Annotated in this window: 17 protein-coding genes; 16 read left to right on the top strand and 1 reads right to left on the bottom strand. The window is 66.8% G+C overall.

Annotation, left to right across the window (positions count from 1 at the left end):
• The first annotated feature begins 144 nt into the window (after nucleotides 1-144).
• The 10 genes from N5J73_RS03590 to eptA all read left to right on the top strand — a co-directional run bounded on the left by N5J73_RS03590 (nucleotide 145) and on the right by eptA (nucleotide 9,968).
• On the top strand, nucleotides 145-2,031 hold the full coding sequence (locus N5J73_RS03590) for an FUSC family protein (protein WP_279940585.1): 1,887 nt from the start codon (nucleotides 145-147) through the stop codon (nucleotides 2,029-2,031).
• Entirely contained in the window at nucleotides 2,021-2,230 is a 210-nt protein-coding gene (locus N5J73_RS03585) for a DUF1656 domain-containing protein (RefSeq protein ID WP_049447662.1), read from the top strand. The genes N5J73_RS03590 and N5J73_RS03585 overlap by 11 nt, the downstream gene beginning before the upstream one ends.
• A 1-nt stretch (nucleotide 2,231) precedes the next feature.
• Nucleotides 2,232-3,116: a biotin/lipoyl-binding protein gene (locus N5J73_RS03580; protein ID WP_049447663.1), complete on the top strand. Its 885-nt coding sequence runs from the start codon at nucleotides 2,232-2,234 to the stop codon at nucleotides 3,114-3,116.
• Nucleotides 3,113-4,549, top strand: a complete 1,437-nt coding sequence (locus N5J73_RS03575) for an efflux transporter outer membrane subunit (RefSeq protein ID WP_049447664.1) — start codon at nucleotides 3,113-3,115, stop codon at nucleotides 4,547-4,549. The genes N5J73_RS03580 and N5J73_RS03575 overlap by 4 nt, the downstream gene beginning before the upstream one ends.
• Before the next feature lie 133 nt (nucleotides 4,550-4,682).
• Complete coding sequence (locus N5J73_RS03570; protein WP_049447665.1) at nucleotides 4,683-5,030, top strand: RcnB family protein; 348 nt, start codon at nucleotides 4,683-4,685, stop codon at nucleotides 5,028-5,030.
• Between the two features lie 69 nt (nucleotides 5,031-5,099).
• On the top strand, nucleotides 5,100-5,633 hold the full coding sequence (locus tag N5J73_RS03565) for a nuclear transport factor 2 family protein (protein ID WP_204315335.1): 534 nt from the start codon (nucleotides 5,100-5,102) through the stop codon (nucleotides 5,631-5,633).
• Between the two features lie 104 nt (nucleotides 5,634-5,737).
• On the top strand, nucleotides 5,738-6,412 hold the full coding sequence (locus N5J73_RS03560) for a response regulator transcription factor (protein ID WP_049447667.1): 675 nt from the start codon (nucleotides 5,738-5,740) through the stop codon (nucleotides 6,410-6,412).
• Nucleotides 6,409-7,641: a HAMP domain-containing sensor histidine kinase gene (locus tag N5J73_RS03555; protein ID WP_049447668.1), complete on the top strand. Its 1,233-nt coding sequence runs from the start codon at nucleotides 6,409-6,411 to the stop codon at nucleotides 7,639-7,641. The genes N5J73_RS03560 and N5J73_RS03555 overlap by 4 nt, the downstream gene beginning before the upstream one ends.
• Before the next feature lie 58 nt (nucleotides 7,642-7,699).
• Complete coding sequence (locus N5J73_RS03550) at nucleotides 7,700-8,086, top strand: diacylglycerol kinase (RefSeq protein WP_049447669.1); 387 nt, start codon at nucleotides 7,700-7,702, stop codon at nucleotides 8,084-8,086.
• A 73-nt stretch (nucleotides 8,087-8,159) separates the two neighbouring features.
• On the top strand, nucleotides 8,160-9,968 hold the full coding sequence (gene eptA, locus N5J73_RS03545) for a phosphoethanolamine transferase EptA (RefSeq protein WP_049447670.1): 1,809 nt from the start codon (nucleotides 8,160-8,162) through the stop codon (nucleotides 9,966-9,968).
• Here the strand turns inward: eptA and N5J73_RS03540 are convergent.
• Nucleotides 9,872-10,792, bottom strand: a complete 921-nt coding sequence (locus N5J73_RS03540) for a M14 family metallocarboxypeptidase (RefSeq protein ID WP_049447671.1) — start codon at nucleotides 10,790-10,792, stop codon at nucleotides 9,872-9,874. The two genes, eptA and N5J73_RS03540, sit on opposite strands and share 97 nt — an antisense overlap.
• Before the next feature lie 145 nt (nucleotides 10,793-10,937).
• Here N5J73_RS03540 and N5J73_RS03535 point away from each other — a divergent pair, with 145 nt between their 5' ends.
• From N5J73_RS03535 to N5J73_RS03510, 6 genes are all read left to right on the top strand, one after another.
• Nucleotides 10,938-11,591 (top strand): DUF3348 family protein, encoded by a 654-nt coding sequence (locus N5J73_RS03535; RefSeq protein ID WP_049447672.1) that lies wholly within the window; start codon nucleotides 10,938-10,940, stop codon nucleotides 11,589-11,591.
• Nucleotides 11,592-11,601: 10 nt separating this feature from the next.
• On the top strand, nucleotides 11,602-13,866 hold the full coding sequence (locus tag N5J73_RS03530) for a DUF802 domain-containing protein (RefSeq protein WP_049447673.1): 2,265 nt from the start codon (nucleotides 11,602-11,604) through the stop codon (nucleotides 13,864-13,866).
• Nucleotides 13,863-14,501 (top strand): OmpA family protein, encoded by a 639-nt coding sequence (locus N5J73_RS03525; RefSeq protein ID WP_005409939.1) that lies wholly within the window; start codon nucleotides 13,863-13,865, stop codon nucleotides 14,499-14,501. Before N5J73_RS03530 ends, N5J73_RS03525 begins: the two co-directional genes overlap by 4 nt.
• Complete coding sequence (locus N5J73_RS03520) at nucleotides 14,491-14,868, top strand: DUF2894 domain-containing protein (RefSeq protein WP_049447674.1); 378 nt, start codon at nucleotides 14,491-14,493, stop codon at nucleotides 14,866-14,868. Before N5J73_RS03525 ends, N5J73_RS03520 begins: the two co-directional genes overlap by 11 nt.
• 314 nt (nucleotides 14,869-15,182) lie before the next feature.
• Entirely contained in the window at nucleotides 15,183-17,501 is a 2,319-nt protein-coding gene (locus N5J73_RS03515; RefSeq protein ID WP_049447675.1) for a TonB-dependent receptor, read from the top strand.
• 21 nt (nucleotides 17,502-17,522) lie between these two features.
• The gene (locus N5J73_RS03510; RefSeq protein ID WP_279940580.1) at nucleotides 17,523-18,980 is read left to right on the top strand and encodes an esterase-like activity of phytase family protein; all 1,458 of its coding nucleotides are present in this window, start codon (nucleotides 17,523-17,525) and stop codon (nucleotides 18,978-18,980) included.
• Nucleotides 18,981-18,988: the final 8 nt, after the last annotated feature.

Genomic DNA, 18,988 nt, shown 5'->3' with positions numbered 1-18,988 from the left:
GATTGATTGTCATTGTAGCGAAATTCGCCGTTGCGGTCGCTCATTAGCATGAGCCGCATGCACTCCCCCACCCCGTTCCGCCCCCACGTGCTCCAGGCATTTGCCCGATTGAAAAGCCCTGCCCTCAGGACCGACCAGGAGGCGGTGCTGTTCTCGCTCAAATGCCTGCTCGCCGCGTCGCTGGGGCTGTATGTCTCCTTGCGGATCGGCCTGAATCGCCCATTCTGGGTGATCGGGACGGTCTATCTGGTGTCGCAGCCCCTTTCCGGGGCAACACTGAGCCGCGGCCTGTTCCGCCTGCTCGGTACCGTGGGCGGGGCCGTCGCCACCGTCGTGCTGGTGCCACGCTTCGCCAATGAACCCCTGGTGCTGAGCGCCGCGCTCGCGGCGTGGATGGCGCTGTGCCTGTATCTGGCGATGCTCGACCGCACGCCACGTGCGTACGCGTTCCTGCTGGCCGGCTATACCACCAGCCTGATCGGGTTTCCTGCGGTGATGGTGCCGGGAGACGTGTTCACCATCGCCATCACGCGGGTGCAGGAAATCGCCATCGGCATCCTGGCGGCTACGCTGGTACATGGGCTGGTGCTGCCGCGCCGGGTCTCGATGCGCGTGCACGCGCGGGTTGCTGCCGTGCTGGATGACGCGGAACGATGGACACGCGACATGCGCGCCGGTGCATCGGACACGGTGCTGGCGACGGACCGCTCGAAAGTGGCCGCCGACCTGCTCGAGCTGCATGTGCTGTCGATCCACCTGCCCTTCGACAGCGCCCACGGCGTGGCCCAGGTGCAGATCCTGCGTGCCCTGCATGACCGGATGCTGGATGTACTGATGCTCTCCAGCGCGGTGGAAGATTCCCTCGCACGGCTGCGCTCATCACAGGCCAGCGCCATGGATTCGCCTGGCTGGCGCGAGCTGATGCAGACCGGCCTCGCCGCGCAACAGGCCGAGCTCGACCTCGCCCACGCCGACTGCCGCGTGCTGCAGGCACAACTATGCGCTGCCCGCCCCGACTGGCGCCGGCATGTACCTGCCCGCCTTGCCCGACATGCGCAGGGTGCGGTACTTCACCGGGATCATCGGCTTGCCCTGCGCAGCGCGCTGGGCGCGTTCGTAGGCATCCTGCTGAGCTGCGTGCTGTGGATCGTTACCGGCTGGCCGGAGGGCGCCACGGCGGTGTCCATCATCGGCACTGCATGCGTCCTGTTCGGCACCCTCGAAGCGCCGGCGCCGCATGTCATGCGCTATCTGGTGGGGTCGTTGATTGGCGTTGCCGTCGGCCTGCTCTACGGTCTGCTGATCTTCCCCGCGCTGTCCGATTTCGTCGGCCTGATTGCCGCGTTCGCGCCGGTGCTGCTGCTGTGCGGATCGTTCCTGGCCCGGCCGCCCTTCATCATGGCCGCCCTGGGCGTGGTATTGACCTTCCCGCTCATCGCAGGCCTGGGTGCGACCAATACGGTCAACATCGTCGGCGCACTCAACAACAGCGTTGCGTTGTTCGTCGGTACGGCAATGGCACTGTGCAGCATGCAGCTGTTCCAGACCGCCGATGCGGGCCGCAACCGCGCACGGCTGGAGCGTTCGATCCGTCGGGACATCGCACGACACGCCGCCGGACAAGATGATATGACCCGCGCCTGGCTCAGCCGCATGCTGGATCGAATCGGGCTGCTCGCTCCCAGGTTGCAGGGCTGTTCCAGCGCAGCACGCGACCTGCGAGCGTTGTTTGCGGACGTCCGTGCGGCACGTGCATCCAGCCAACTCCGCTCACTGGACACGCGCCTGCAGGATCCGCGCATGCAAGCGCTTCAGGCGACGCTGATCGAACGCGTCGCAGCACATTCCAGGATCCGCGCCCACGCGCCACGCCGTGTCGACGCCCATCTCCTGGAACTGCTCGACCGCATGCGAGAAGCAGCGGTGGCCAGCAGCGCGGATCGGGAGCATCTGTCGCACCTGCTCTGCGGGTTGCGCCGCGACCTGCTGGCACCCCCGCTCACCCATCGGCACCGACCTCATGTTTTCTGATCTTTCCATTGATGGCGTGCTCATTCCCGGCCTGCTCGCCGTGGCCGCCGCCGCGCTGGCGCTGTCGATGCTGACCTCACGTCTGCTCGCCAGCCTCGGTCTGTACCGCTGGTTCGCCGCACGGCCGCTGGTAGGCCTTTCCCTGTTCGTGATCCTGGCGGAGCTGATGATCCGGCTTGCGCCTCTGTTCGAGAAATGAAATGAAACACACGCTTGCTGTCATCGGGCGCTGGAGCGCAACGCTGGTTGTATTCGCGATTGCTGTCGTCGCTGCACTGTCCCTCTGGAATCGTTACGAAACACGCCCGTGGACGCGTGATGGACGGGTGCGCGCCGATGTGGTGCGCGTCGCGTCGGACATGGGAGGCCTGGTCACCCAGGTGCTGGTGCACGACAACCAGCGGGTCAGCGCCGGACAGCTGCTGCTGGTGCTGGATCAACCGCGCTTCGCTGCCGCGCTTGAGAAGGCCGACGCAGCGGTCAGCAGTGCACGAGCGACGCTGGCGCTGGCCCGCCGCGAATCGACGCGCGACAACGCACTTGGCAACCTGGTCGCCTCGGAAACACGCGAACGCAACGCCGCCAAGGTCGATACCGAGCTGGCCGCCCTTGCCCAGGCACGAGCCGAACAGCGCGTAGCCCAGCTCAACGTGCGACGTACCGAGGTGCGCGCGACTACCGATGGCATCGTCACCAATCTGGACCTGCACGCGGGCGACTACCTGCAACCCGGTGCGCAGGCGCTGGCGCTGATCGATATCGGCAGCCTGCGTATCGAAGGCTACTTCGAGGAAACCAAACTGGGCTGCATCACCGAGGGTGATGCCGCCGTGGCCCGGCTGATGGGCGACGCCCGCGATGTCCGCGGACACGTGGACACCATTGCCGCCGGCATTGCCGACGATCAGCGCTCGAGCACGCACAACCTGCTGCCGGCCGTGGCGCCGACCTACACCTGGGTGAGGCTTGCACAGCGCATCCCGGTCCGCATCCACATCGATGATGCGCCGGCGGATACGCGTCTGATCGTGGGTCGCACTGCGAACGTGACCATCACGCCCTCGGCCCAGGGAGCCTGCAAGTGAGCGTGCGAACCGTACGTGGTGGGCTGCTTGCCCTGCTGCTGCCGATGACGGCCTGCGTATCCGGCCCTGATTATCACCTGCCTGCGAATGCCGTCGCAGCCTCCCCCCGGGCGGCCCGGGCGTTCGTCTCAGGCCAGGACGCATCGTTCAGTCACGACGTGCCACCGGATCGGTGGTGGCAACTGTATGGCGACCCCCAGCTTGACGCCTACGTACGCGAAGCACTGGCGGCCAATACCGACCTGCGCGCCGCCGATGCCAACCTTCGGCGCGCCAGCGCTACCGTGCTGGAGTACCGTGCGCGCGGTGCCGTGCAGGCCGACGTGGATGCATCGGGCACGCTCGCCCATGCCGGTGGTTACACCCAGGCGTCGGCCGCGCCGCAGTCCTATGCGCTGGGTCTTCACCTCTCCTATCCGCTGGACCTCGCAGGCGGCATCCGCCGCGGCATCGAAGCCGCCAACGCGAACGCGGAGGCGGTTGCTGCGGCACGCGACCAGGTCCGCGTGGTCGTCGCTGCTGCCGTCACCCGTGCCTATCTCCAGGTGTGCACCCGCAATCACACGCTCGCCGCAACCCGGCAAGTGCTGGCGATACAGCGCGCCACGCTGGAGGCAACCCGACGCCTGGCTGCAGGCGGGCGCGGAACGGACTTCGATGTCAGCCGTGCCGGTGCCGCCGTCAACCGCAGCGCGGCGGGGATACCGCACCTGCTGGCGGAACGGCAGGCCTCACTGCTCGAACTGGCCGCACTAATGGGCAGGCTCCCGGCGGACTATCCCAGGGAAGCGGAAGGGTGCCCACAGCCCCCTGAGCTGGAGCAAGCATTGCCGGTCGGTGACGGCTGGCAGCTGCTCCAGCGGCGCCCTGACGTACGCGCAGCCGAACGCAGCCTGGCCGCCGCGACTGCAATGATCGGTGTCGAGACGGCGGGGCTCTATCCGCAGATCACTCTGGGCGCCTCCTCGGGCGTGGCTGGCACACCGGCGCATCTGCTGTCAGCCGACAGCTTCGGTGCGAGCATCGGCCCCGTGCTGTCATGGCACTGGCCCAACCGCCGCGCAGCCAAGGCCCGCATCGCAGCGGCTGGTGCCAATGCAGATACTGCTCTCGCTTCGTTTGACGGCATCGTGCTGCGGGCACTGCGCCAGACCGAGACCGCGCTTTCTGCCTGCACGCAGGAGCTTGAACGCGAGCGCAGCCTGGCGCAGGCGCGGATGGACGCAGCGCGGGCCGCCGGGCAGGCACAGCAACTCTACCGTTTCGGCAGGATCGATTTTCTCGACGTGCTTTCGGCCCAGGCCGCGCTGGCAGATGCGGAGTCCGCGTTGGCCACCTCGCGCGCGGAGCGGGTCGACCGTCAGATGGAACTGTTCCTGTCACTGGGCGGCGGTTGGGCTGCGGGCGACACAGCCGATGGTGCGATACGCTGAGATCATCTTCGCAGCAGCAGGCGCAACCCGATCTGTTCATGAACGGCATGCCGACACCCGTATTCATTCACATGGCCTGCCCTACATTCGCGTTCACAGCGCCGCATACCGCGGCCATGACGGAGACATCCCGATGACATCCATACGTCTGCTTGCCCTTGCCGTGAGTACGGCCGCAGCACTCGCCGCAGCTCCCGCCTTCGCGGATCCGCCGCACCACGCCCGCGGCAACGGCCCGCCGCCGCATGCCGGCGGCCCCCACAACCGTGATGCGCCGCCGCCGGGCTGGCAGAAGAAGGCCTGGCGACGCGGTGAGCGCCTGCCGTGGTCCGAAGTGGATCGCCGATACTGGGTGGACGACTATGCGCGCTATCACCTGCGTGAGCCGGGCCGCGACCGGCGTTGGGTGCGCCAGTCCGACAACGAGTACCTGTTGGTGGAGATCGCAACCGGCTTGATTGTTGACGCGCTGCATCGTTGAATGTGGAGCGCGCCGGGGCCCTGTAGCCGTGGCCCCGGCGGCGCTCCTACCCTGCTGCGACCCACGTCAATGATGCGAACCATCGGATTCCAAGGCGCGCTTCTCGCTGCCTTCCTCGTCGCAGGCCAGCCGGCCCACGCAACCCAGCACCCATCAGCGGCGGATGTAAAAGCGATCGAACAGGTGGTCGAATCGTTCCGCACCTCGCTGATCAACAAGGACAAGCCGACCTACATGGGCCTGTTCTTTTCGGAAAAACCGGAAGATATCGGCTGGCAGTTCGTCTCCGAGGACGCGCGCCTGCAGGACATCCGCAAGGCCAAGCCCGATGCGATCAAGGCTCGGCAGATTCCCACCAACAACTTCATCGCGCTGATCGACGGAGCGGTGGCTTCGCCGAAGCCAAAAGAAGAGACATTCTCCAACACCAAGATCGAGACGGATGGCGATGTGGCCTCGGTGTCGTTCGACTACAGCTTCCACGACGATGGGGTGAAGACCAACTGGGGCAAGGAAATGTGGCAGCTGATCCGGACCGAGCATGGCTGGAAGATCTTCTCGGTGATCTACTCGGTCCGCGATTCACGCAGCCCGGCCGATTGAACGTCGTTTGACGGGGCCGAACCCAGGCCGCGATCCATTCAGCCTGCGCATTGGCAATCAGTGAGGGATCGGGCACAGTTCGGCCACGCGCAAGGACGCACGCCATGACCCGCCTGCTGATCATCGAAGACAACCCCGAGCTCGTAGCCAACCTGTACGCCTTCTTCGAGCCTCTCGGCTACGTGCTGGACGACGCCCGCGACGGTGCCAGCGGCCTGCGCCGGGCCACGCAGCACGACTACGACGCCATCCTGCTGGACCTGATGCTGCCGCGCCTGGATGGCATGACGCTGTGCCAGAAGCTGCGCCAGGAGTTCCAGAACCCGGTACCGATCCTGATGCTGACCGCGCGCGATCCAGTCGAAGACCGGGTTCAGGGCCTTGCGTTGGGTGCGGACGACTACCTGGTCAAACCGTTCTCGCTGACGGAACTGGATGCGCGGATCAAGGCCCTGGTGCGACGGGCGCAGGGTCGCCAGGTCCAGAGCGTGCTGGCGTGGAAGGATCTGCAGGTGGACACGCGCTCGCCACAGGCCTGGCGGCAAGGCCGCTGCATTACGCTGACGCCCACGTCGCACAAGCTGCTGATGTGCCTGGTGCGTGCGGCTCCCGCGGTGGTGCGCAAGCAGGAGATGCAGTACCTGGTCTGGGGCGACGAGCCACCGGACAGCGGCGCGCTGCGAACACACATCCATGAGCTGCGCCTGCAGGTGGACCGGAGCTTTGACACCGCGCTGATCACCACGGTGCACAGCGTCGGCTGGCGCATGCTGGCGTGAGCCCTGCTTCCCTCTACCGCCGGCTGAGCCTGCGCACCCGCATCACGATCTCGTTCGTGCTGTTGATGGCCGGTGCAATGGGTTTCATCGTCCTGGCCGAACAGGTCGACTACGACCAGGTCAGGGCCGCCGTCATCGCGCGGACCCAGGATAGTGCCGTGCAGAAGCTGCAGGGAGCACTGGCCCGTGGCGAACACCCCGCCCTGCCCTCGGGTAGCCAGTTGTACGACAGCCATAGCGTGCCGATGGTCCTGCGCCAGTACGGTCCGGGCTACCACGGCGAAGCAGCACCCAACGAGTGGCACCTGCGTGTGTTCGACAGTGGCGGCCAACGTTATTACCTGCTGCAGGACGCTGCCCCCTATGGCTACCTGGAACACCTGATCAATGCCTTTGCGGCGCTGGTCATCTCGATCTGCGTGCTGGGCGCCTTCCTGATCGGTCGCAAGGTGGCGACGCACGTCATCGCGCCCATCACGCGCTTGGCGGACGCGGTGCAGGACGGCCAGAAGCCCTTTCCCTATCAGGACGCGCGCGACGAGATTGGTGTACTCGCCCGCGCCTTCGCCCGGCACAGCGACGAGCTCGAACGGTTCCTGCATCGCGAGCAGTGCTTCAGTGGCGATGCCAGCCACGAGCTGCGCACGCCGCTGGCCATCATCGGAGGCGCCGCAGAGACGCTCGCCTGCCAGCTTCCGGCCGACAGCCACCTGGTTCCCAGTGCCGAGCGCATCCTGCGCACCACCCAGGAGATGCAGCGCCAGCTGACCTGCCTGCTGCTGCTCTCGCGCGCCCCCAGTACCGTGCCGCGCAACCAGGTGGCCCTGCGTCCGCTGATCGAATCCTGCATGGAGCGCTGCGAGCCCTGGCTTTCCGGCAAGCCGGTGATCGTTGCGTTTGATGCCCTGCATGACACCGTGCTGGACACCAACGCGAATCTGGCGCACAGCGTGATCTGGAACCTGCTGCGCAACGCCTGCCAGTACACCGAATGCGGCGAAGTGCGGATCACCCTCCACGACTCCGCACTCATCGTCGCCGACACGGGCCCCGGCCTGCCCTCCAGTATCGACCCACAGCAGTTCGAGCGTTTCCTGCCCGGCAACCCGCACAGTGGCGAGGGACTAGGGCTGTCGATCGTGCAGCGCATCGTCGAGCATCTGGGCTGGAGGATGACGGTGCATTCCTCGCAGCAGGGATGCCGGTTCAGCCTGGAGTGGCCCCTCTGACGGTTTCCTGACGCGCGCGTGCACATGCTGGGATGGCTCACTTCACGGCGGAACCCGCATGCAACACCCCAAGGACAGCGGCAAGTACCCGCACGGCAAGACCGGCCTGAGCCGCATCTTCCACACCCTCATCCATTCGCGCGATGGTTTCATCGCCACCTTCCGCGGCGAGGCAGCCTTTCGTCAGCTGCTGCTTCTGCACGCGCTGTTGATCATTGCAGCATTCGTGCTGGACATCAGCGCGGTCGAGCGCGCGATAGTGCTGGCGGTCTGTTTCATCAGCCTGCTGGTGGAACTGCTCAACTCGGCGATCGAGGCGGTGGTTGATCGCATCTCTCTGGAGCAGCATCCGCTGTCCAAGAATGCCAAGGACATGGGCAGTGCCGCGCAGACCACCGCGTTGTTGATGGTCGGCGCTGTGTGGGGCGTGATCCTGCTGGGGTGAGCCGCCAATCCTGACAACTTCCTGATAAAGCGGTTTCGATACTGCGCGCACTCCCGTTCCGCGGAACCTGCTCGTGCGTCAATGCCTCCGTTTTCCACGGCCCCATCCGATCGTTCTGGTCTGGGCCGCCGCACTGTTCTTCACCACGATTGGAAACATCGCCCTCTGGAAGACGCTGTGGGGGCTGATCGACCTCAACAGCCTGCGCAGCGTGCTGTTCCTGGCCAGCTTGCCGGTGGTGCTGTTCTGCCTGTTCAACCTGATGCTGACGCCACTGCTGGCACTGCCGTTTCTGCGCAGGCCGCTGCTGGTGCTGCTCGTTGTCGTCAGCGCCGCCTGCAGCTATTTCATGCTGCACTACAACGTGCTGATCGATCGCAGCATGGTGCAGAACGTGTTCGAGACCAACCAGGCCGAGCTGAACGCCTATCTCTCGCTGCCACTGCTGTTGACCCTGCTGGTGCTGGGCGTGCTGCCCGCTGCCGGGCTGGCCCTGGTGCGCACCACCAGCGGGGCCGGTTCGATACGTTCGCTGCTGGTGTGGCCGGCCAGCGTTCTGGCGTCATTGCTGGTACTGCTGGCAGTCGGCTTCGCATTCTACAAGGACTACTCCTCGCTGCTGCGAAACAATCGTTATATCCGTGACCAGGTGCTGCCGATGAACATCGTGCGCCATACCCACGGTTATCTGAAAGGCCTCTACAGCACCCGCCAGCAACCCTTGCGCCCGATCGGCATGGACGCACGGCGCGTACCGGGGCCGCGCCCGAAGCTGGTAGTCATGGTCGTCGGCGAGACCGCGCGATCACAGAACTTCCAGCTCAACGGCTACCCACGCGCGACCAATCCCCGGCTCTCGCGCAAGGAAGGCGTCATCAGCTTCAGTGATGTTTCCTCATGCGGAACCGCAACGGCGATCTCGGTGCCGTGCATGTTCTCGCAGATGACCCGCCGCCAGTACGACGATGTCCGCGCGGCGACCGAGGAGAACGTGCTCGACATCGTGCAGCGTACCGGCGTCGGCGTGCTCTGGCGCAACAACAACAATGGCGGCTGCAAGGGCGTGTGCGAGCGCGTGCCGACCGAGGACATGCCCGCACTCAAGGTGGCCGGCCGGTGCGTCAACGGCGACGGCACCTGCTACGACGACGTGCTGCTGCATCAGCTCGGCGCACGCATCGACGCGATCCACGGCGATGCCCTGGTCGTGCTGCATCAACTCGGCAGCCATGGGCCGACCTACTTTGAACGGTATCCCGCAGCGTCGCGGGCCTTCAGCCCGACCTGCGACAGCAACCAGATCCAGCACTGCAGCAACGAGGCACTGGTCAACACCTATGACAACACCCTGGTGCATACCGACCAGGTGCTGGCGGAGACCATCGACCTGCTGCAGGGCTATTCGGACCACCGCGACGTTGCGCTGATCTATGTCTCCGACCATGGTGAGTCGCTCGGCGAACGCGGCATGTACCTTCACGGCACGCCCTACTTCATCGCCCCGCGCGAACAGACCCAGGTGCCGATGGTGATGTGGTTCTCAACGGAGTTCAGCCGCAACGCGGGCCTGGACATGGCCTGCCTGCGTGGGAATGCGCTGCACCGCGCCTACAGCCACGACAATGTCTTCCATTCCCTGCTGGGCCTGTTCGGTGTCAGCAGCAGCGTGTACCAGCGCGATCTGGATGTCTTCGCCGGCTGCCGGGCGACGACCGGCGCGCCGCTCGCCACCGCGCCGGCCAAGCGGCACCGGCTGATGCCGGTCACCGCCCGGAACGTGGCGCGTTACTGTGCGGCCAGGGCGAAATCCAGGCCGGCGCATACCGCCGCCACCTGGGCGTCGTTGCATTCCTGCGGGTTGGTGCGCGGGCTGTCCGGGTAGACCTCGGTGGTTGTGGCAAAGCGCGCGTCGGTGAAGCCGGCGCAGGCACCGATCGAACGCGACTCACCCCAGACCACGCCCGGCGACTGCAGCGGCAGGCCGACCAGGTTGCCCTCGGCGTCGGCCGGGGCGATATGGGTGACCGGGGCCACGGCGGTGATCAATGCCTTCTGGAACTCGGCCTGCGGATCTTCGCTGTTGCCGATCACGTAGAAGCCGTCCGGAATGGTGTCGCGCTCGAACGGCTTGCCGTCGCGGGCACAGCGCGCCGGATCGAACTCGTGCAGATCGCTGTCGGTGGTCTCGTGCAGGTCCAGGTGCACCAGCAGGTTCGGCTTGCGCTCGGCCACCCAGGCCATCAGCGCGGCCGCTTCCTCGATCTGGCCGCCGTCACGGAAGCTGCGGTTGGGGTCGATGGCATCCGGGTTCCAGCGCTGGATGCGCTCGTAGCCCCACGGGCTGACGCACGGCGCCACGATCAGGTTCAGCCGGCCCAGGTAACGCTCGGCCTGCTGTTCCAGGAACTGCAGGGCACCGTGCACGCCGCTGGTCTCGTAGCCATGCACGCCACCGGTGATCAGCGCGGTCGGCAGTGCCGGGTTCCAGTCGTGGTTGACCACGGCAAACAGCGGGTAATGGTCCGGCGCATAGTCCAACTGGCCGTACTGGATCACGTCGAAACTGTCGTCCAGGCGCTCAAGGGCGGCCACCACGTCATCGTGGTAACTGCGCTGACGCTGCTGGCGGGCCCGCCACTGTGCGCGTTCCGCGTCGCCCCAGGGCTGTCCGGGGGTGCCGATCGGGTAGAACTGCGCAACGGTCATTGGGGAACTCCAGGGGTCGAACGGATGGGTGCAGCCGGACATTCTAAGCCTTGTCGCGCCTGCGGGCGCCCCCACCCGGCCCCCGCCTTCATCCAGGCCGGGTCATCTGGTTGTAAAATCAACGGTTTTTGGCCCCAACCCCTTGATGGCGAACGCAGCGCAGCCGGTCCTGGGTGGACCGGAGTTCCTCCGCCTGCTCGCCCGTCTCAGCGACGGCGCGATACCGGCCACCAGTCCCGCCCTGACCGATCGCCTCGGCCAGTGGGTGGACTGGAGCCGTGCCGTGGCCCTGTCCGGAGCGCTCGGCGGACGCCTGCCCGAGCCCGGTGAAGCCGCCGAAGCGGTCCAGGATGTGCTGGCCGACTGTGCCCAGGCGCGCGCCAGCCTGCTCGCCTCGATCAGTGAGGATGCCGAGGCCGAGCGCCTGCTGGACCTGGCCGAAGCCGCCGCTGTACCCAACTTCGCCTCGCTGCGCCAGCGCTACCGGGTGCTGCAGCAGGCCATCCAGACCGCCACCGGGCGCCTGCGCGGCCGCCTGCGCGACCAGCTGGTGCAGGTTTCGCCCGAGCTGGCGCGGCTGGCCGAGGTCGATGCGGTGATGGAACAGACCCTCACCCCGCGCGAGCACAGCCTGCTGGCCACTGCGCCGGCAGTGCTCAGCGCCCGTTTTGAACGCGTGCACGGCCAGCCCGGCTGGCGCGCGGCCTTCCGCCAAGACATGCGCACACTGCTGCTCGCCGAGCTGCAGCTGCGCTTCCACCCGATCGAAGGGCTGCAAGACGCCCTGCGCTCCCACTGACCGGAACACCATGTCCAGAACTGCTTTCCATGTCGTTGTTTTCCTTGTCGGCCTGCTGGCCGTGTGCTGGATCGGCATTGGCTACGTTTCGGTGCATCCGCTGGGTGCAACGGTGGCGGCGATCATCGCTGCCTGCTACATCGCCGGTAGCGTGGAGCTGTACCGCTACCGCCAGGCCAGCAACGGCCTGCGCACCGCACTGAACGATCTGTCCAGCGCGAAGGAAAGCCTCGCCCCCTGGCTGGAGCGCGTGCCGGTGGGCCTGCGCAACGCCGTGCGCCTCCGCGTGGAAGGCGAGCGCACTGCCCTGCCCGCACCGGTACTGACCCCGTACCTGGTTGGCCTGCTGGTGCTGCTGGGCATGCTCGGCACCCTGCTGGGCATGATGGACACGCTGCGTGGCACCGGACTGGCCCTGCAGAGCGCGACCGACATGGCCGCGATCCGCGGCTCGCTGGCCTCGCCGGTGCAGGGCCTGGCGGTGGCCTTCGGTACCTCGATCGCCGGTGTGGCCAGCTCGGCCATGCTCGGCTTGCTGGCAGCGCTGCTGCGTCGTGACCGCCTGCAGGCCGTGCAGCAGCTGGACCGCGCCATTGCCGGTGACCTGCATCCGTACTCGCAGGCCTGGCAGCGCGCCGAATCGCTGCGCCTGCTGCAGGCACAGTCCGCGGCGCTGCCGGCGCTGGTGGACCGCCTGCAGGCGATGACCAGCACCTTTGAACAGCACAGTGCGGCTGCCAATGAGCGCCTGCTGGCTGGCCAGGCCGAGTTCCTGACCCAGAGCCAGGCGCTGCAGGAGCGCCTGGCGGTCTCGCTGCAGCAGTCGCTGCGCGAAGGCGCCGAAGCCAGCGCCGCCGCCATCGGTGGCGCGCTGCAGCCGATGGCCGAGACCACCCTGGCAGGCCTGGCCCGTCACGGCGAAGCACTGCACGCCCGCGTCGAGCAGGCCGTGCAGCAGCAGCTGGCCGGCCTGAGCGACGGTTTCGAGCGCAGCCGCGTCGCCACCGAGGCCAGCTGGGCCAAGGTGGTCAGTGAACAGACCCAGGCACAACAGGCACTGGTGGGTGATCTGCGCCAGCACCTGCAGGCCTTCAGCGATGGCCAGGCCACGCATGGCGAAGCGCTGGTCGCGCGCATCGGCGAGCGCCTGCAGGCCGATGCACAGGGCAATGCAGAGGCCTTGCGCGCCGCCGCCGAACAGCAGCAGGCCCTGAACAGCGCGCTGGTCGAGCGCCAGCAGCAGGCGCTGCTCGCAGCCGGTCAGCAGCTGGAGGAGCACGCGCAGGCGTTGCTGCAAGCACTGGAGCAGCAGCACAGCGCCAGCCAGTCGCTGCTGCAGGACCACGAACAGCAGCGCTCGCAGGATTGGCAGGCCGCGCAGGCCGCCGCCGCGACCGCGCATGCCGAACTGCAGGCCAGCCTGGACAGCCGCGAACAGCAGCGCCAGGCGCGGTGGGACGCGGTCAGCGCCGAGCTGCAGCAGGCCCACGCCACCCTGCAGGCACAGCTGCAGGCCGGCGATGAACAGCGCCTGCAGCGCTGGAGCGATGCCTTGCAGCACGTTTCCACCGATCTGGCCGAGCGCCTGCAGGCCAACGGCGAACGCCTGGCCGCGCAGCAGCAGCAGGTCTGCGACACGCTGGCGGCCACCGCGCAGCAGATCGGCGAGAACGGTCGCGCGCAGGCCAACGCCACGCTGGCCGAGGTGTCGACCCTGCTGCAGACCGCGGCGGCGGCACCGAAAGCTGCTGCCGACGTCATCAACGAGCTGCGCAGCACGCTGTCCGAGAGCCTGGTGCGCGACAACGCGATGCTGGAAGAACGCGGACGCCTGCTGGCCACCGTGCAGACCCTGCTCGATGCGATCAACCATGCCTCGCACGAACAGCGCACCGCTGTGGACGCACTGGTCGGTGGCTCGGCCGAGCTGCTGGAGCGCGTTGGCAATCGCTTCACCGACCATATCGCCGCCGAGACCGGCAAGCTGGACGGCATCGCCGCAGCGCTCAACGGCAGCGCCGGTGAAGTGGGCCAGTTGGCCAGCACCTTTGGTGAAGCGGTCGCGCAGTTCGGCAGCGCCTCCACCGAGCTGTCCGGCCGACTGGAGCAGATCGGCGGCGCACTGGATGCCTCGCTGGCCCGCAGCGATGAACAGCTGGCCTACTACGTGGCGCAGGCGCGCGAGGTGGTCGACCTCAGCCTGCTGTCGCAGAAGCAGGTGATGGAAGAACTGCAGCAGCTGGCCACGCGCCGCGGCAAGGCCGGCAGCGCATGAGCGACGAGCTGGAGGTCGATGGCGGCTCGCATGCCCCGATCTGGGCCGCATTTGGCGATCTGATGTCGGTACTGCTGGGTGCGTTCGTGCTGATCCTGGTCGGCGTGGTTGCTGTGCAGTTGGAACTGTCGCAGCGGCTGGATCAGGAAGTGAAGCAGCGCCAGGCAGAAGCCAAGCGCCTGCAGACCCTCGAGCAGGCACTGGCTGGCCCGCTGGCTGCTGGGCGGGTGACCCTGGTGGACGGCCGCATCGGCATCAGCGGCAGCGTGCTGTTCGCGCTGAACTCCGACCAGCTGCAGCCGGAAGGCCAGGAGCTGCTGCGCAGCCTGGCCGCACCACTAGCCGCCTACCTGGGCAGTCGCGAAGAGATCCTGATGGTCAGCGGCTTCACCGATGACGCGCCGGTGCGCGAAGGCAACCGTCGTTTCGCCGACAACTGGGAGCTGTCCGCGCAGCGGTCGCTGACCGTGACCCGCACCCTGATCGCCGACGGCGTACCGGCCGACGCCGTGTTCGCCGCCGCGTTCGGCAGCGAGCAGCCGGTCAGTTCCAATGCCAATGAAGAAGGCCGCGCACGCAACCGTCGCGTGGAGATCGCGCCGATTCCCAAGCCCAAGGCGCCGGATGCCAAGTAAGCCGCCAGCGCTCGAAGGCCTGCGCGCACTGGTGCGTGACCTCGATGCAGGGTCGCGCTCGCTGCCGCATTACCCGCAGGTGCCGATGCTGGCGCAGGTGCAGCGCGAGTGGTCGGAGCTGCGCAGCGAACTGCAGGTGCGTCGCTCGCTGCGCGCCGAGGCTCCCGCCGATGGCGGCCCGCTGAACTCGGCGGTGCTGGTGCAGCGCATGCTGGACACGATGCAGGCCACCAGCCCCGGCTACCTGCGCCACTTCATCGATTACGTGGATACGTTGTCCTGGCTGCAGGCGCTGCAGGATGGCGCCGCCAGCAGCGGTGACAACGCAAAGCCGAAGCGCACGCGCAAGCCGCGCAACGCGGGTTGATCGCACATTGACGCCGACCTCGTTCGGCGTTCCTGGATACGACAATCCTGATCCGCGCTTCTGGTAGACGCCAACCTTGGTTGGCGCTCCACCAACGACACCGCGCATGCCAACCAAGGTTGGCATCCACCAATGCATGCGTCAGCATGCCACGCGTGTAGCGGTGTCACCAGACAGTCATCTGTCTAGCGCACCATTTTCACGTTGACCCACGGCGCCTGCAGTGCCTGCCGGTCGCATCGGCTATCTCCCTCTTCAAACTCCATGAGCTCCGCGCCCTCGCGCTGGCTCGTGCCCGCCTGAGTGTCCGTAACATGACGAAAACTTTGTTGGCCGCAGCGCTGTCGATCGCGCTCGCTCCTGCGGCCTGGGCGCAGGATGCTGCCCCGACCTCCAGCACACCCTCCGCCACCACCCTCGATGCGGTATCGGTGATCGGCAGCGGTGAAGCGCGCCAGGTGCAGCGCATCACCCGCGAGAACCTCGACATCCTGCCGCCGGGGACCAGCCTGCAGAAGACCCTGAACCTGCTGCCGGGCGTCAACGCGCAGTCGGCCGATGCGCTGGGCACCAACGAGCAGTCGATGACGCTCAGCCTGCGCGGCTTCAACTCCACCCGTCTCGGTTACACGTTGGACGGCGTGCCGCTGGGCGATGGCGCGTACAACAACTACAACGGCCTGACCATCAACCGTGCGCTGATCAGCGAGAACATGGCCGGTGCGGAACTGGCGGTAGGCATCGGCAGCCTCGGCACGCCGTCCACCAGCAACCTCGGCGGCACCATCTCGTACACCTCCAACCGCCCGGCCCAGGAACTCGGCGGCCGCGTGGCGCAGACCTTCGGCAGCGATGCCAATCGTCGCACTTTCGTGCGCGTGGACAGCGGCGAGTACAACGGTTTCTCCGGCTACGTCTCCGGCATGAATGCCGTCTCCGATCTGTGGAACGACCAGACCGCCTACAACAAATCCACCACCAAGCAGTTCAATGCCAAGGGCGTGTGGAACTTCGGCCGCGGCCAGATCACCGGTTTTGTCGATACCTCGCGGACCACGCAGGCTGACTACTTCTACCTGTCCAAGGACGAGATGTCGCGCGGCCTCGGCTGGGACTGGGGCGGCTACGCGCCGGACTGGAACAAGGCCGTGGCCAAGGCCTACTGCAACACTGCCAGCTTCAACGCGAAGAAGTGCGACAACAGCGGCCCGGACAAGGATGCCGATGGTGCCTTCACCGCCGGGCAGATTCTGCGCGATGACAACCTCTACTATCTGGCCGGCGATTTCTTCCTGACCGATGGCTTCAGCCTGCGCGCCCTGGCCTACCACCACGATGACCGCGGCGAAGGCCACAACTGGAACAGTGGCGCGTGGTCGAACAAGGGCACGGCGCAGGAGATTCCGATCATCTTCCGCAACACCATCTACACCATCGACCGCGATGGCGGCACGCTGTCGTTCGACTGGGAGCTGGGTGCACATCGCATCGAAGGCGGCGTCTGGTACGAGCGCAACACCAGCAGTGCCGAACGCTACCAGACCGCCGTGGATGGCCCGCGCGACCTGAGTGGCATGAACACCCTGCCCTCCGATGTCGGTGTGTTCGCCCAGCGCACGCGCTGGAAGACCCATCAGTTCTTCCTGAAGGACACCTGGCGCCTGCTCGATGATCGCCTGACCCTGGAATTCGGCGCCAAGAGCCTGCATGCCACCTCCGATGCACAGGCCTTGCCGGGCGACGCGAAGGCGCCGATCCCGCCTGCCTCGAACAACCAGTTCGCCACCGGCTCGTTGAAGGCCAGCAAAAACTTCCTGCCCAGCATCGGTGCCAATTTCCGCCTGGCCGAGCACCACGAAGTATTCGCCAGCTACGCCGAGAACATCGCCATGTTCCAGGGCGGGTTCAAGCTGGGCCCGCAGGCGGTCAGCCAGGCCACCTGGAATGCGCAGGGCAACCTGAAGCCGGAGGAATCGCGCTCACTCGAAGCCGGCTACCGCTTCGTCACCGATACCCTGCAGGCCTCGATCGCGGCCTACAGCGTGCGCTTCGACAACCGCCTGCTGCAGTACAACCCCTGCGACTCGCGCCAGCCGGTCGGCCCGACCTGCGGCAACCGCTTCTACAACGTGGGCGCCGTCGACAGCCGCGGCGCCGAGCTGACCGTGCTGTGGACCCCGAACGAGCACTTCAGCTGGTACACCTCGGCCTCACTGAACCGTTCGACCTACGCCTCCAACTACGTGCAGGCCGGTGTGGAGCAGCAGATCAAGGGCAAGATCCAGACCGATACGCCCAAGCAGCTGCTGGCCACCGAGATCACCTGGCGTGACAACGGCTGGTTTGCCAGCCTGCGCGGCAAGTACACCGGCGAACGCTTCTACACCTACACCAACGACCAGGGCTTCGGCGGCTTCACCGTGTTCGACGTGGCCGGCGGCTATGACTTCGGCCAGGTCGGCTTCGCCAAGGGCATGCGCCTGTCGTTCAACGTGACCAACCTGACCAACAAGCGCTACGCCAGCAACCTGGATTCGAGCGTGTTCGCGCCCAGCGACCCTGCCGGCAAGCTGTATGTGTTCCATGCCTCGGCACCGCGCCAGGTGTTCGGTACGATCGACCTTCGCTTCTGATTGACCGCCCGGAGTCCACCGATGCTCGCCACCGCCCTGCTGCTGGCCACGCTCTCCGCCAGCGGATACGCCGCTCCGCACGAGGCAACGGGTGCACCACCATGCACCCTGCAGCTGGGCGGTCGTACCTATGTCGACAAAGGCCTGGTCGCCACCGGGCGGCTGCCGGCGGGCACGGTGGACTTCCTGGGCGACACGCTGGGCTCGTTCTCGTCGCTGGCGGTGCAGCCCGGCACCTGGAAGCGCACCGCCAACGGCTACGAAGGCGTGCTGTGGACCCTGCCCGACCGCGGCCGCAACGACCCCGAGGCCGGCCTGTTCTACGACTACACCGGCCGAGTGGAGCGCATGCAGCTGCGCATCGACGTTTCCCCGGGTAAATCCGAGTTTGGCACGCTGACGATGGTGCCCGACAAGGGCGTGGTGCTGAAGGATTTCAACGGGCAACCGTTCACCGGTGCCGACCCCGGTGACCACACGGTCACCCAGCGCCAGGTGGTGCTGCCCTCGCCCGCCAGCGGCGCTGGTGCGGGCAAGGTGTCGCTGGACGCGGAATCGCTGCAGTTCACCGCTGATGGTCACTTCTATATCGGCGACGAGTACACCGCCAACGTCTACTACTTCGATGCGCAAGGGCACCTGCAGGGCGTGATCGTGGCACCGCCTGCGATCAGGCCGCAGCGCGATGGCAAGCCGGCGTTCGGTTCACTGGCGCCACCGCAGACCGGCCGGCGCAACAACCAGGGCGTGGAAGGCATGGGCCTGTCACCCGACGGTACCCGCCTGTTCGTCGCCCTGCAGAGCGCCACGCTGCAGGACAGTGCGCAGGGCAACGCGGCGGGCCGCATCAACACCCGCGTGCTGGTCTACGACGTGACGGCCTCGCCAACGCCACAGCAGCCGATCGGCCATTACGTGATGGCTTTGCCTGCCTACGCGCACGACGGCAAGGGCAAGCTGGACCGAACCGCGGCGCAGAGCGAGCTGCGCGCGCTGGACGGCCATCGCTTTCTGCTGCTGGCCCGCGACGGAAACGGGCTGGGCAAGGACGGCGACGACCCGATCGTCTACAAGTCGGTGCTGCTGGTCGATGTGGCCGATGCCACCAACCTGGCCGAAAGTGCTTATGAAACCGGCACGGCCTCGGTTCAGGCCGACCCGACCGACACCGCGCTGAAGCCGGAGATCATGCCAGCACGCAGCGACGAACTGCTGAACCTGCTGGACCGCCCGCAGTTGGCCCGTGCCGGGCTGGACCTGGACACAAAGCGCGGCCCACATGCCGGACTGCTGTCAGAGAAGTGGGAAGCCATGGACGTGCTGCCGGCGCTGGACCCGCAGCATCCGAACGACGTACTGCTGCTGATCGGCAACGACAACGACTTCATCGCCCGCCACTGCCGCATGCAGGGCCAGGCCTGCGACAGCCCGTACGACAACGACAACCGCGTGCTGGTGTACCGCCTGACCCTGCCCTGAGACGTCGC

It is taken from the genome of Stenotrophomonas sp. GD03654, from assembly GCF_029845105.1.
GTDB lineage: Bacteria > Pseudomonadota > Gammaproteobacteria > Xanthomonadales > Xanthomonadaceae > Stenotrophomonas > Stenotrophomonas africana.
This window is presented reverse-complemented; position numbering and strand designations above follow the sequence as displayed.